Consider the following 12,389-nt stretch of genomic DNA (forward strand, 5'->3'; position numbering starts at 1 on the left):
ACCGACAGTGAGGAACCGAATCATGGGAACCGACGTCTACTCGTCCGCCCGACTGACCATCACCGAAGAGAAGGCGACTGCGCCGACGTTCGACGAGATCGTCAAGGGGCTGCTGGCGATCCCCGAACTCGACGAGGTCGACGGATCCGGCACGCCCTTCGACACCGTCTTGTCGGCGCTGATGTCGATGATGCACGACACGACCGGCCCGGATGACATCGCGAAGGACGGCGACAAGTTCGTGCTCTCCGCCTCAGGACGGGGACGGCTGTACGCGATGGACGAGACCCTGCGGGTGCTCGCCGACGCCGGATTCGTTGGCGAGATCGAATGCGAGGACGAAAACAGTGACCGGTGGCGGTACCGGATCGACGATGCCGGGCGCGTGCACCGAGACGACGGCGAAACCATCTACACGGGCGGCCCGATCACCGGGGTGTGGATTGTGCAGATGCAGTACCCGGACGACCGCGATCTCGACCACGTCGCCGTCGTCGGCGTCGAGAAGGACGCTGAGCCGATCCTTGCCGGCTGGGCGCGCGCGGACGCCCGCGAACTCATCGAGCGGGGCGAGCTGGCTGCGTCGCGTATCGACCTTGACGTGGACGACGCTGCGCTCCTCGGCAGGTGGGCCGAGGTCGGCGGCGTGAAGTGGGATGTCTACCAGCCGAAGTGACCACTGCCGACGCGGTGCCGGGTGAAACACCCCGGCACCGCGCCACGCACTGTGGGGACATCCCGCCCCGACCGAAAGGACCGACCGTGCAGATTCTCGACTTCCCGACTGACCTGGCGTGCATCCACCGCGATTCGGCGGGAAGCCAGAACTGGGTCGGACTCACCCGCGGCCTGCCCGGCTCGGGCAAGAGCTCCCTCGCGCGGCTGTGGGTGCAGCAGGACCCGGAGCGCCGGGTTCGGATCAGCCGTGACGATCTCCGCGCCGAACTGTTCTCCGGCTCCGGCCAGCTCACCGAAGAGCAGGAGAAGGTCATCACCTTGACTCAACGAGCGCGGACCGCGGCAGCGCTCGTCCAGGGCCGCTCGGTCGTGTGCGACGACACCCTGCTCGACCCAGCACACCTCACAGCGTGGGAGGAGTTCCTCGCCCCGTTCGGTGTCCCCGTCGTCGTGGTCGACGTGCCGACCCCTGTCGACGAGTGCATTCGTCGCGACCGTGAACGCGGCGCCGCGGGAGGTCGACAGGTGGGGGAGGCGGTCATCCGCATGCTCGCCGACCGCTACGGATACCCGGGTGGGCAGTGCTGACCGGCAGACTCGTCGGGCAGGGCGAGCCGGACAAGGGGGCTCGTACCGTGCCCGCCATGAACAGTGCTGTCCGTCAATCAGAACCGCTGCCCGTGTGGGTTGTCGTGGCTGACACGACGGGACGGCTCGCCGCGCCCTGCCAGGCCGTGGGCATCACGGCGCACCGAGCGTTGCTGGTCGCCGCGACGGACGACGTCGACGCATTCGTCGCGGCGGCCGCGCGGTTCGGCGTGACTGTTCCGTCGCGGCGTCGCGGTGACCTCCTGCCGGCGGGGGTGGTGCAGGCGGTGTTCGACCCGATTGTCGGTACGGCTCGCGAGCGTCCTGGTCGGTTGCTCGCTCGATGTGGTGATGGCCGGGACGGTGCTGTCCTCGTCGACGGTGACCTGGTGGTGCCCTGGGTTGACCTCGGAGACCTGACCGCGCTCGCTGCCGAAGCCGCACGCACCGCGGCATAGCCGGGGACGTGCACGACCGCCGGAACGGTCACAGCAGTAGCGGCAGTCAGGGCGCGCATCGTCCGCCGGCCCGGTCTGGCTGAAACACGCAGGCCCCGGCTTCATAGCGTCCATCCTCGACAGCTTCCCGTAGATGCCCCGAGGAGAACCCATGACGGCGACCGACACACCCGATGCCTACCTGACCGCGGCGCTCGCCGACCATGGTGACCCGCTGACCGGCGACCAGTACGTCGAGCGCGTGCTGCTCGCGCGGCAGGCGGCGTGGGCGGATCAGCACCGCGCCGTGGGAGAGGCGAAGGGCCTCAAGCTGTCACGGATCATCACGCCGCTGCTGCCGGACTTCGTGCTGGAGGCGGACCTCGCGCACGTACAGCTTCCGCAGGCGACGCCCAAGCACCGGCCGCGGCCGCGGCGCTACCGTCCCGCGTCGTACTGGCAGGACCGCGTGAACAAGGTCGGCGCGCAGATGGAGACGCTGGCGGAGCCGATCATCCCCGACCGCGCCGCGGCGGGAGGCGCCGCGCTGGGCCCACGGCGAACCCGCAGAGTCCAACAGCAGGAGGACACACGGCTGGCCCGCTACACCCAGCTCCAGCGGCAGCACGGCCACGCGCAACAGATGCTGCGGGCCGCGCAGGCGCGGGAGGCGTGTCACACCCAGGGGTGACGATCACCCACAGAGACTGCGGCCGCCGCGTCGGCCGAAACCGGTGCGGCGGCGGCGAACGACTCACGTAGCGTGCGCCGCCGCACCATCCGAGAGAAGAGGGAGAAACCAGATGAGCGTGGATGGGTTCGTATTCGTCGACCTCGAAACCACCGGCACCAGAGCAGCCGAACACGAGATCCTCGAGATCGGCTTCGCGCTGTACTCGGTGGACCTCGAGCCGGTCGAGCGGTTCGAGATGCTCGCGGTCACCACCGACACCGCAGCCCTGATCGAGCGGGTCCGAAACGACCCGGCCTACGACTTCATTACCCGGATGCACACCAAGAACGGCCTGTTCGCGGATCTCGAAAAGCAACTCGCCACCCTCGGTGACAACGTCCCCGAGGACCTGTCGGGGTACGAGTCCGAGGTCGTCGACATCCTCGCCCGGTGGGGAGTGGACGGATCGACACCGCTGTGCGGGTGCTCGCACCGCATGGACCGTGAGTTCCTCGACCGGTGGCTTCCGAAGGTCGATGCGATGTTCTCGCACCGCATCATCGATGCGTCCTCGTTCCGGGAAGCCGGACTGATCTGCGACCGCGAGCGCACTCAATCCCGCATCGACCTCGTCGCCGAATACAGCACCGCGACCCACCGAGTCGCCGCGGACATCCACCACGCCGCGAACCTGCTGCGCGTCTTCCACGACCAGGCCCCCATCCCCCTCAGCGCCTGAGCGCAGCGCCGAGGGAAGGCGGTTCGATGCCTGTCGTCCGCGTGACGGCAGCTCGAACCGCCGCGCCGGCCCGGACCAGCGCTGTCCGAACGCCCGGCGCGAGGTGTGGGTGAACGGCGGTCTGAAACACCGTGACCAGCGGCATCAGAGAGTCGAGTGGTACCGACTTCGACATCGCCTGGAGGCCACAGTGACCACGACCTTTGACGAGACCCTGACGCGGCGTATCGCCGGCCATAATCGGCGACTCCGCGAGGAGATCGACGAGCGCACCGCCGAGCTCCGCGCGCTCGCCGCCCGCGCCCTGGCGCTGTCAGCGCAGTCGGTGGATCCGTCGGCGGCGATCGTCACGGTGCACGGCATCGACTCGTGGTTCGCGTTCGACCAGATCACCTGCACCGGCACCGCCGGGCAGACGACCACCCTGACTGGCCTGCCCGTCGAGGTGCTCAGCGTCGTGAGCAACGCGCTGTCGTCACTGCGGTCCGGCGACGCGGTCGCGCCGTGGAAGCGCGTCGATGACATCGCGCAGCTGAACGTCGCGGAGGCCCTTGCCCAGGAGGCCGGGTTCCCGTTCCTCACCGTGCAGGAGCGGATCGTCGCCGACCTCGAGGAGCAGACCGGTAAGTCGATCCGGAGGATCGAGATCACCAGCGAGGAGTACGACAACGGCTACTTCCCGTCGAGCCAAGTCGAGGTCGACTTCACCGACGGCGACAGCGACGAAGTGTTCGTCCCGGCATTCGAGGACTGCATGTACCTCGACGAGTTGAGGGAGCACACGGGACAGTTCGGCAGGAACACCCGGATCGTCATCACGAGCACCGCGCAGGGCATCACGATCGACTGACCTTCGCGCGCGGTCCGCACCGGGGGAGCGTGGGCCGTGTGCCGCTGGCGGGCCGAACCCGCCGGCGTACGCGCCGCGCAGTCTCCTGTCCGTTGCGCCCCGCCGGTCAGGCCATCGGAACCGCCGTGCGCACTGCAACACCCTCACCCTGCAGGCCGGACTCTGACTACCGACCAACACCAGCGTCGGCAGCAGAAACCTGGCGACACCCCTGAGCAGGAGACCCATGAGCATGAACCTCCACAGCCCGATCAGCCACACCGAGGTCGCCAACAAGCGGGGCACCATCATCCACGTCGGGCAGCAGTGGTGCGACAACAGTCCGACGCGGGATCCGATTCGCCACTTCACCATCGAGTCGATCGAGGAAACCTACGGCCACCACACGGCCATCTGCCGGATCACCCACGGCATCGATCGCGCCACCGGCGTCCAGGTGCTGATTGATCGGGTGGTGAACATCGACATCGACCGACTGCACCCGATCCGCACCGGCTACCGACGGGTCACCCCAGAAGCTGACCCGTCGTGACGGCAGTGGGGCAGGGCAGCGACATCGAGCCGATCGCCATCGAGTCGTACGACACCGCGATGATCACCTGCCCCTACTACCAAGGCGTCACGGGAGGACGGTGCGTGAGCGGCTGCTGGGAGGAGCCGCGGTGTCAGACCGACGAGCCGCACGGTGGATGGCGGGTGCGGGATCAGCAGGGCAGGTTCATGCCGGCCAGCCGAGAACAGCTGCGGGCCACCGCCGAAGCCCGACTCGACGACTACAGAACCCGTCGCCCATCCTTGAATCAGACCACCACCAGCACGGAGACGCAGTGACCAGCCAGAGCACCACCGACACCCGTACGGCCCTCGACGTCATCGACCTCGGAGCGCACCCGGACTGGCCGCTGCATCTACGTCGCCCGGTGCCGATCGAGTGGGCCGGCCGGACCTGGCCGACACCCGAGCACGCCTTCGCGGCCGCGCACACCACCTCGGCGATCGCGTGGGATCGCATCGCCGACCCCGCCACGAGCAGCGAGGCCGCGCACCGCATCGGCACCGGCGCGGTCCGCCGCGACGACTGGCCGACCGCACGATTCTCAGTGCTCCGCGAGATCGTCGCCGCGATGACCGCCGATCTCGTCGTCCAGTCCTCGCTGTCCGCGACCGGCGATGCCCTGCTCGTCGCCGCCGGCCCGGACAAGCTGTGGGGCCGGCACCGGGACCGCGGATACAAGACGCCGATCGGCCGAAACGAACTCGGCCGCATCTGGATGCAGCAGCGGGCGATCGGCCGCGGCGACGACCCGCACCGATGGATCCGGGCGGCAATGATCGGGCATCGCGAGCACCAGATCGTCGAACCCGACACTCGCCAATGGGTGCAGGGCGAGCTGTCGCGCCTGGCCGCGAAATTGACTGCCGAGCACGGCACCGAGATCGCGCTGTCGGGATGGTCGACCGGGGTGGGCATGTGGTGGGCGGACGCCGCCCATCGCGCCGGCCTCACCCTGTGGGCGTACCAGCCGCACCCGGAGCAGACCGCCGGCTGGCGAGCTGAGCAGATCACCGAGCACCAACGGCTCCTCGCGCTCGCCGCCCGCCGCGTGATGGTCGGCGGCCGCCCCGACAAGCGGTTCGACCACGAGGCGAGCGTGCTCATGCTGTCCGATGCAGACGTGGTCATCGCGGTCCGTGACCCTCGGATCACCACGGGCAGCACCGTCGCCGCGCTCCGCGAGCTGGCGTCGCGACGCCAGGTGATCACCGTCGACGTGGTCGCCCGGACCACGACGATCTCTGCGGTCGACCCGGTGTTCGCCTGAGCCGACCCCGAATGGGTAGCAACACCGGGAGGTGCGGCACGACAACGTGAGTCGTGTGCAGCACCGGGCTGCACCTGCTTGCGAAGGAGCCACATGGCCGACACGCTTCCCTGCGACCCCACCGCGGTCGACGCTGAGGTCACCGTGTACCTCAACACCACCGTCGACGGGTCCGGCCGGCCCCTCGGGATCATCGACGGATACCAGCCCAGCCATGCCCTCGCCCCGGTGCTGACCTACACGGTTCAGACGATCCCCACGGTCGCAGGAATCAACGCCGCCCTGGAAGAGGTCTTCTTCGACCTCAACGTCGGGGACGACCCGGCCTTCGTCGCCAACCCGAAACTAGCGGTGGTGTGGTACCGCCGCATCGAGCGTCGCCGCTCACTGTCGGTCGGCGATGTCGTCGAACTGCTCGGCAGACGGTACGCCGTCGCGCGGTCCGGCTTCCAACGGATTGGTGACGCCGTCACCCTCTCTTCCGCGGCACGCGACGAATAGCGTCCGGAGCCCCCGGCCGCCGTTCACCTCCATGGTGGGCGGCAGCCGCATCAGGGCTGGCCAACCCAGCTTGACCGACACCTGCCTCATTGGCGGATTGTGTCGGCTGGCTGTGGCAATCTGTGATCCACTGCGATCTGCCGGCACGAAAGGGAGTCGCCCATGAGCAGCGGGGTTCGCCGCACCAGTGCGGTGTCGCACCGAGAGGTCAACACCGCGATCAGAAGGGCCCGGGCGATTGCGGACCGGTTCCGCAAGCGCGACCCCGACGGCGCCGGACGGATCGATGCAGACATCGTAGCAGCGAGCAAGCTGCTGTCCGCCCGCGACCGGGAGCGCACGCGTCCGTGTGCTTTCCTGCACGCAGTTCTCGCGCTCAACTTCGCCGAGGAACTCGAAGACCGCTACGGACTCGACGGCCTCTCAACCTACGCAGCAAGCGAATTGATCGGCTTGATCGGCCGCACGTTGCGCATCGAGGTGCCCGCGGACATGCTATCCGCTCAGCTGCGTGCACACCTCAATGAACGGAACGCTGCTCTCCTGCACGCACAACGAGGCACACTAGCCGACTCCGATCTGCATCAGCGCCGACTTTCGATCCGGGCAGCGCGCTACGCTCTGGCCATCACCAACGAGCTGCGAGAAGACCTGATGCGCCCCGCATCTGCCAGCACATCGAAGAGGTCGCCCTCTGCGAGCCCATCACGCTCTTCCTCGGATGAACCGCGACGCGTGAAGGAGCAGAAGCGAACCCAGCAGAAGAATTCGAAGAACACGCACCGCGGCTCGCGCAGCACGAAGCAGGCGCGCACCGATGACATGCCGCGTGGCGCATTCGGGCTTCGAGCCAAGGAAGTGGAACGTCTACGGAAGAATGCGCGAGAGCAGCTCCCTGCTGCGACGTCGGGATCCAGCGCTGTGCACCGGAACCCGCGAGCGACAGCAGCCACGAAGGGCGTTGGACACGTGGTCTCCGGAGGGCTTCCCGGGACATCGAAAGGTCACTAGCGGTTCGGGGCTGTCCGTTTATCCCGGGGCAGGTGGAGCAGTCCGTGGCCAGGTTCGTCCCGTGCTGTAACGGTTGAAACACCATTTCAGGTCGTTCCTAGCGTTGCTGTCGTCATCACGGAGACACGACACCAGGAGGACCACGTCATGGCACGGATTCGAACCGAATGCACTTGCGGAACCTGGGACTGGCTTCACGAGCCTCACTGCGACCGAGCCCCCGGCTGCCACGCCGTACACGACGAGTACGCCGACCCCGAGGTTGACCTCACGGACGACTGGGAGCCCACCCCAGCCGACTACGCCGCCGCAGGCCTCAACGCCGCATGACCCATCCGTGACTGCTGCTCCGCCGCTCGAACGGCGGAGCAGCAGTTGATCGCCCACCCTTCACCAACTCCGGAAATGAGATCACCTTGTCCGACTCAGCACGCCCGAAAAGCACCATCGCGCAGATCGTCACGGCGGTCGCCGCCGTCGCCGTCTCAGTCTTCCTTGTCATCGGGTCCTACGTGATCGTCGAGATCGTCGACCGACCGGTCACCCTGACATCGGTCCCGAGCGCGGCCAAACAGTGGGTGTGCCTGCCGTACACCGAGTACGTCCTCGACCAGCACCGCGCCGGCCTGACGCCCGAGCAGATCCAGGCCACCCTCGAGGTCTCGGAACCGGACCGCGGTTCACAGCCGGGAGTCACCGCCCCCACCGTGGACATCGACGAACCGCGCCTCGACTCGATCGACGCGTGCGGCCTGCCCTCCGAGATCATCGCGGCAGCCGCGAAGTAGCGACAGCTGTAGTCGGGAACGACCCCGTCCCTCGCACCCTGATCCGGGTGCAAGGGACGGGGCCGTCATCGTCTATCGAGCGACGCGCTCACGCGCGCCGAGCTCCTTACCGAGCAGGTCGAAGTGCGTGAGCATCCGGTACCAGTCCTCGACATGGTGGTCGACGGGCCAGCCCGCCTCGAACAGACGGCGGATCAGGTCGATCTGCTGGTTGTACCGGTCGACCCACGCAGGCGCCCACACCGTGCCGTTCCATCGGCGGAAGCCGTAAGGCATGTGATCCCAGCCGCGGATGCCCGGCGGAAACGACTGCGAAGCAGCGGAAGTGGAAACGGACATGAGGCCCTCCTACGGGGCTCGGGCGCGGCGGAAGGCCGCGCGGGCGGTGGGTCACAGACAGTGACCCCGGGTCCTCATGTGGTGTGCAACGACGGTATCGACCGCAGGCAGACGCTGTTTCAGCCAGCGATCGGCTGGTGAAGCGGGTCGGTACCGTGCCGATCGCAGCGCACACCGGAGGTTGTCGGTGTGCGCAGGAAAGATGCGGCGCAGGTACGAGCTGTCCGACGTCGGCGGGTCGGGAAGGGTGAGGTGAGGTGACCGCAGTCGAGCAGGTCGATACGTTGCGGGCCGCGGTGATTGCGCTCCACGAGTCGGGATCCGCGACCGCGATTCTGTCGGCCGCCGCGCGATCGGCGCACTGGCACCCAGCCGTGGTCGAGCGTGTTCGAGCTCAGCTGCCGGCGTTCGCTGACCAGCTCGGCGCTCTCGGGTTCGACCTCACACAGATCGCAGGTCCCACCGCGCGAAAGGCGGAGCCGTCGACGGTGGCCGCGCCGCGGCACGGCTTCGGCGCCGGACCTGCCCGCGTCCCACTCGATCCGGCGCTGCGAACACCGCAGCATGCCGCGCCGTCGGCCGGATTTGCTGCCGGTCCCGCCACCCCTGCTACTGACCCGGCCCTCCGCCAAGGGACACCGAAACCCCTGCACACGACCCGAATCGATCGGCCCCGCCACGACGTCGAGATCCCTACCATCCCGACGCTGTCGGCCGCAGCCGTCCTCGGGCAGCCCTCCCACAAGCCGCCACTCGAGTTCGAAGGCACCCTCGACGGACTCCGCGGCGTCCCGATCGACGACCTCGCCGGCATCCGCGACGACGCTGGCGTTGGAGACAAGGAACTGCAGCGCCTCACCGCCGCCGGGATCGCCACGGTCTACGACCTGATGATGCGGGTGCCGCTGCGTTACATCGACCGATCCGAGGTCACCCCCATGTCTGCCCTGCGGCCGGGGATGAAGAACGTCGCCACCGTCGGCAAGGTGCTGTCCACCAAAGCCGACTGGGGAAAGAAGTACGCGCGCATCGAGATCGGCGCCGGCAGCTACCGGGTCACGTCGATGCAGTTCCAGCAGCCCTGGCTGGCGCAACGCTTCCGTCGTGACGACCTCGTGCTGATGTGGGGTGACGTCACCGAATGGGAAGGGTTCATCCAGATGGGCGGCGCGCTGATCGCGCCGATGCGCGATGCCACCGCCCCGTTCGTGCCGGTGTACCCGCAGTCCGACAAGTACCAGGTCTCGACGTGGACGCTGCACCGCGCCGCGCTCGACGCGCTGCGCCGCCTGCCCGCGCTCGACGATCCGCTGCCGGAGCAGATCCGCACCGCCCGCCAGCTGCCGGGCCGCCTCGAGGCGCTGCGTGCCGTGCACGTCCCGGACAACGCCGCCGACGCCACCTCGGGCAGGGACCGTCTCGCCTACGACGAGCTGCTACGGATGCAGTTGGCGATGGGCGTGCAGCGCAACGCCGCCCGGCAGCGGCCCGCGGTCGTGCACGCACCGACCGGCCGACTGACCCGCCCGTGGCTTCAGTCGCTGCCGTGGCCGCTGACCGGCGCCCAGACCCGCGTCCTCAAGGAGATCGCCGTCGATCTGCGGGCGCCGTCGCCGATGAAGCGGCTCCTGCAGGGAGACGTAGGTAGCGGAAAGACTGCCACGGCCATCGGTGCCATGCTCATGGCGGTCGAAGGCGGCCACCAGGCAGCCCTGATGGCTCCCATCGGCGTTCTCGTCCAGCAGCACTACGAGGAAATCGCCGAAACCTGCGAGCATCTCGGTCTGCGTGCTGTCCTCGTCCCGGGGAAGAACAAGCCGAAGGCCCGGCGCGAGGCGCTCGCCGGCCTCGCTTCGGGAGAGATCCACATCGCGGTCGGCACCACCAGCCTGCTGTCCGACGACGTCCAGTTCAAGAGCCTCGGACTCGCGGTGATCGACGAGCAGCATCGGTTCGGCGTGAACCAGCGTGCCGCGTTGCTCGCCAAGGGCCCCGGCGGTGCGATCGCCGACGAACTCGGCGCCACCGCCACACCCATCCCGCGTACCGCGGCGATGACCCAGTTCGGTGACGTCGACATCTCCATCCTCGACGAGCTGCCCCCGGGCCGGACCCCGATCAAGACCCGGTGGGAACCGGTGGTCCCCCTGGACGACCCGACCCACGAGCACTGGGCGTTCGTCCGATCCCAAATCGCCGAGGGCAGGCAGGCGTTCGTGGTGTGCCCGCTCGTCGCCGAGCCGGAAACGAAGGCAGGCCAGGAATCCGAAGCGCAGTCCGCGGCCGCCATGGAAACAGCGGCGGCACTCACGGACGGTGCCCTCGCAGGACTGCGGATCGCGGTGGTCACCGGCCGGCAGAAGCCCGCCGACCGCGCCGAGACTATGCACGCCTTCAGCATCGGAGAACTCGACGTGCTCGTGGCGACCACGGTGATCGAGGTGGGGGTGTCGGTGCCGAACGCCACCACCATCACCATCCTCGACGCCGGCAACTTCGGTCTCGCACAGCTCCACCAGCTCCGCGGCCGCGTCGGACGAGGTAAGCACCCCGGGTTCTGCGTCCTCACCGGTGAGGTGTCCGACATCGGGCAGGCGCGCATGGACGCGATGTGCGAGACCACGGACGGCTTCAAGCTAGCCAACGTCGACCTCGAGCTCCGCGGCCCCGGCGCACTCGCGGGCACCGCCCAGGCCGGGCACCGCGCCGGGCTGCTCGTCGCGGACCTGCTCGCCGACGCCGAGCTGATGCACGCCGCCCGCGCGGACGCGCAGCAGATGCTCGCGGCCGACCCGCAGCTCCTCCGCCGTCCGACCCTGCGCGCCGAAGTCGAACGCGCCTTGGGGGAGGACGCCCACTACCTGCGGCGAAGTTGAGCGCTATGCGGGGACGACATCGGCGGTCCATGACGGGTAGCCGGTGAGGTCCGTGCTGCACCACCATTGCCCGTCGCGCCGGTAACTGTTCGCGGCCAGGACGTCGTCGGCGAGCTGCTGGCCCCAGGTCGTGTTCTGGTGGTCGCTCACGGGGATCTCCCGCTCCCAGGCGGGAGGATCATTCGGGTGGCTGTCGGCGTCCACCGCGGTCAGATCGATCGTGTTGTCGCACGTACTCGGGTGCATGGCGATGGTGGCGGTGATCAGCAGCGACGTGTCGTGCATGGCGCATCCTCTGGTTCGGATCGGTTGATGCGCAGCACGTTACGAACGGAAAGTGCGGGTTGTTTCAGCCGCGGATCGGCGCTTAGAGCTGTCCACCAGGCTCGCGCACAGGCCCAGGCCAGGCGGGGTCGCGACCTAGCGGCCACTCGGTCTTCGGTGCAACACCACCCATCCAGCGAAGGCAATCTGTTGCCACGAAACAGGACATGATGCCCCGGCCATCCGGGCTGGGGCCCGACCCTCGAAAGGGGGGAGTGCGGCATGCGCACTCGTACTGTTTCCTCTCTTCACCTGTGCCCGTCTTGCGGACACGGAATCGTTCGTGCCCGCTCGCTCACGGCACGGGAGATCACCGACGGCGCACCTCAGGACAACCTGGCGGTCATCGGGTGCTGCGCCACCCACAGTGATCCGGCCATCGTCGCCGTGTACGTCCCGGCTGCGACGGTCGCTACGTGGCCGGTGATCACCGCCGACACCGCGATCGACTCGTTCTGCCCCGACTGCGGCGACACCGCGACCGGCTGCAAGTACCTGCAGCGCGAGGTGACGGGGCTTGCCGAGCTCGTGGAAGCGCGGGCACGCGCGGACGAAAAGGTCGGAATGGACTAGGTTTGGTCGCCGCACGGACGCTGCCCCGCCCATGAAGTACAGGGGCAGGCAGCTCCATGTTGGCGTTGCCCGATGGATCCGCACGATCGAGTGCCGCCCACTGGCCGGACAACCAGTGTCGGCTCCTTCGTCCTCCGACACGATCAAGTCCGTGCACGGTCAGCGCAGGCAAGAATGCCCCCCGGTCCG

General features: G+C 68.3%; 17 protein-coding genes. 15 read left to right on the forward strand and 2 right to left on the reverse strand.

Annotation, left to right across the window (positions count from 1 at the left end; all coding sequences use genetic code 11):
* Positions 1–22: 22 nt before the first annotated feature.
* The 13 genes from HCA61_RS22095 (at position 23) to HCA61_RS22155 (ending at position 8,088) form a co-directional block, all read left to right on the forward strand.
* Positions 23–676, forward strand: coding sequence for a hypothetical protein (locus tag HCA61_RS22095; RefSeq protein WP_169690351.1), 654 nt, complete (start codon positions 23–25; stop codon positions 674–676).
* An 86-nt stretch (positions 677–762) separates the two neighbouring features.
* Positions 763–1,266: an AAA family ATPase gene (locus HCA61_RS22100; protein ID WP_169690352.1), complete on the forward strand. Its 504-nt coding sequence runs from the start codon at positions 763–765 to the stop codon at positions 1,264–1,266.
* Between the two features lie 56 nt (positions 1,267–1,322).
* Positions 1,323–1,724 carry a hypothetical protein gene (locus HCA61_RS22105; RefSeq protein ID WP_169690353.1) on the forward strand — a complete coding sequence of 134 codons (402 nt, stop codon included), beginning with the start codon at positions 1,323–1,325 and terminating at the stop codon, positions 1,722–1,724.
* 151 nt (positions 1,725–1,875) lie between these two features.
* Complete coding sequence (locus HCA61_RS22110) at positions 1,876–2,394, forward strand: hypothetical protein (RefSeq protein ID WP_169690354.1); 519 nt, start codon at positions 1,876–1,878, stop codon at positions 2,392–2,394.
* 112 nt (positions 2,395–2,506) lie between these two features.
* Positions 2,507–3,115, forward strand: coding sequence for an exonuclease domain-containing protein (locus HCA61_RS22115; RefSeq protein WP_169690355.1), 609 nt, complete (start codon positions 2,507–2,509; stop codon positions 3,113–3,115).
* 190 nt (positions 3,116–3,305) lie between these two features.
* Positions 3,306–3,965: a hypothetical protein gene (locus tag HCA61_RS22120; protein WP_169690356.1), complete on the forward strand. Its 660-nt coding sequence runs from the start codon at positions 3,306–3,308 to the stop codon at positions 3,963–3,965.
* A 226-nt stretch (positions 3,966–4,191) separates the two neighbouring features.
* Complete coding sequence (locus HCA61_RS22125) at positions 4,192–4,497, forward strand: hypothetical protein (protein ID WP_169690357.1); 306 nt, start codon at positions 4,192–4,194, stop codon at positions 4,495–4,497.
* On the forward strand, positions 4,494–4,796 hold the full coding sequence (locus HCA61_RS22130; protein WP_169690358.1) for a hypothetical protein: 303 nt from the start codon (positions 4,494–4,496) through the stop codon (positions 4,794–4,796). The genes HCA61_RS22125 and HCA61_RS22130 overlap by 4 nt, the downstream gene beginning before the upstream one ends.
* On the forward strand, positions 4,793–5,788 hold the full coding sequence (locus HCA61_RS22135; protein ID WP_169690359.1) for an NADAR family protein: 996 nt from the start codon (positions 4,793–4,795) through the stop codon (positions 5,786–5,788). The genes HCA61_RS22130 and HCA61_RS22135 overlap by 4 nt, the downstream gene beginning before the upstream one ends.
* Positions 5,789–5,881: 93 nt before the next feature.
* Entirely contained in the window at positions 5,882–6,289 is a 408-nt protein-coding gene (locus HCA61_RS22140; RefSeq protein ID WP_169690360.1) for a hypothetical protein, read from the forward strand.
* 162 nt (positions 6,290–6,451) lie between these two features.
* Positions 6,452–7,300 carry a hypothetical protein gene (locus HCA61_RS22145; protein ID WP_169690361.1) on the forward strand — a complete coding sequence of 283 codons (849 nt, stop codon included), beginning with the start codon at positions 6,452–6,454 and terminating at the stop codon, positions 7,298–7,300.
* A gap of 147 nt (positions 7,301–7,447) precedes the next feature.
* A complete protein-coding gene (locus HCA61_RS22150; RefSeq protein ID WP_169690362.1) occupies positions 7,448–7,630 on the forward strand; it encodes a hypothetical protein in 183 nt (60 codons plus the stop codon).
* A gap of 86 nt (positions 7,631–7,716) precedes the next feature.
* Complete coding sequence (locus tag HCA61_RS22155; protein WP_169690363.1) at positions 7,717–8,088, forward strand: hypothetical protein; 372 nt, start codon at positions 7,717–7,719, stop codon at positions 8,086–8,088.
* A 72-nt stretch (positions 8,089–8,160) separates the two neighbouring features.
* On the opposite strand, the gene HCA61_RS22160 is transcribed toward HCA61_RS22155, so the two are convergent.
* Positions 8,161–8,427 (reverse strand): hypothetical protein, encoded by a 267-nt coding sequence (locus HCA61_RS22160; RefSeq protein WP_169690364.1) that lies wholly within the window; start codon positions 8,425–8,427, stop codon positions 8,161–8,163.
* Between the two features lie 257 nt (positions 8,428–8,684).
* Between HCA61_RS22160 and HCA61_RS22165 the strand changes: the two genes are divergently transcribed.
* The gene (locus tag HCA61_RS22165) at positions 8,685–11,303 is read left to right on the forward strand and encodes an ATP-dependent DNA helicase RecG (RefSeq protein ID WP_169690365.1); all 2,619 of its coding nucleotides are present in this window, start codon (positions 8,685–8,687) and stop codon (positions 11,301–11,303) included.
* Between the two features lie 3 nt (positions 11,304–11,306).
* Here the strand turns inward: HCA61_RS22165 and HCA61_RS22170 are convergent, their stop codons facing one another.
* On the reverse strand, positions 11,307–11,588 hold the full coding sequence (locus tag HCA61_RS22170) for a hypothetical protein (RefSeq protein WP_169690366.1): 282 nt from the start codon (positions 11,586–11,588) through the stop codon (positions 11,307–11,309).
* Positions 11,589–11,849: 261 nt separating this feature from the next.
* Here HCA61_RS22170 and HCA61_RS22175 point away from each other — a divergent pair, with 261 nt between their 5' ends.
* The gene (locus HCA61_RS22175) at positions 11,850–12,200 is read left to right on the forward strand and encodes a hypothetical protein (protein ID WP_169690367.1); all 351 of its coding nucleotides are present in this window, start codon (positions 11,850–11,852) and stop codon (positions 12,198–12,200) included.
* Positions 12,201–12,389 lie beyond the last annotated feature (189 nt).

The sequence above is a fragment of the Rhodococcus sp. HNM0563 genome, from assembly GCF_012726195.1.
Classification (GTDB): Bacteria; Actinomycetota; Actinomycetes; order Mycobacteriales; family Mycobacteriaceae; genus Rhodococcus.

Bases quoted from the DNA above. Each gene is read 5' to 3' on its own strand.
- HCA61_RS22095 (WP_169690351.1), top strand. From the start codon at position 23: ATGGGAACCGACGTCTACTCGTCCGCCCGACTGACCATCACCGAAGAG.
- HCA61_RS22105 (WP_169690353.1), top strand. From the start codon at position 1,323: ATGAACAGTGCTGTCCGTCAATCAGAACCGCTGCCCGTGTGGGTTGTC.
- HCA61_RS22125 (WP_169690357.1), top strand. From the start codon at position 4,192: ATGAGCATGAACCTCCACAGCCCGATCAGCCACACCGAGGTCGCCAAC.
- HCA61_RS22145 (WP_169690361.1), top strand. From the start codon at position 6,452: ATGAGCAGCGGGGTTCGCCGCACCAGTGCGGTGTCGCACCGAGAGGTC.
- HCA61_RS22160 (WP_169690364.1), bottom strand. From the start codon at position 8,427: ATGTCCGTTTCCACTTCCGCTGCTTCGCAGTCGTTTCCGCCGGGCATC.
- HCA61_RS22115 (WP_169690355.1), top strand. From the start codon at position 2,507: ATGAGCGTGGATGGGTTCGTATTCGTCGACCTCGAAACCACCGGCACC.
- HCA61_RS22110 (WP_169690354.1), top strand. From the start codon at position 1,876: ATGACGGCGACCGACACACCCGATGCCTACCTGACCGCGGCGCTCGCC.
- HCA61_RS22150 (WP_169690362.1), top strand. From the start codon at position 7,448: ATGGCACGGATTCGAACCGAATGCACTTGCGGAACCTGGGACTGGCTT.
- HCA61_RS22170 (WP_169690366.1), bottom strand. From the start codon at position 11,588: ATGCACGACACGTCGCTGCTGATCACCGCCACCATCGCCATGCACCCG.
- HCA61_RS22175 (WP_169690367.1), top strand. From the start codon at position 11,850: ATGCGCACTCGTACTGTTTCCTCTCTTCACCTGTGCCCGTCTTGCGGA.
- HCA61_RS22140 (WP_169690360.1), top strand. From the start codon at position 5,882: ATGGCCGACACGCTTCCCTGCGACCCCACCGCGGTCGACGCTGAGGTC.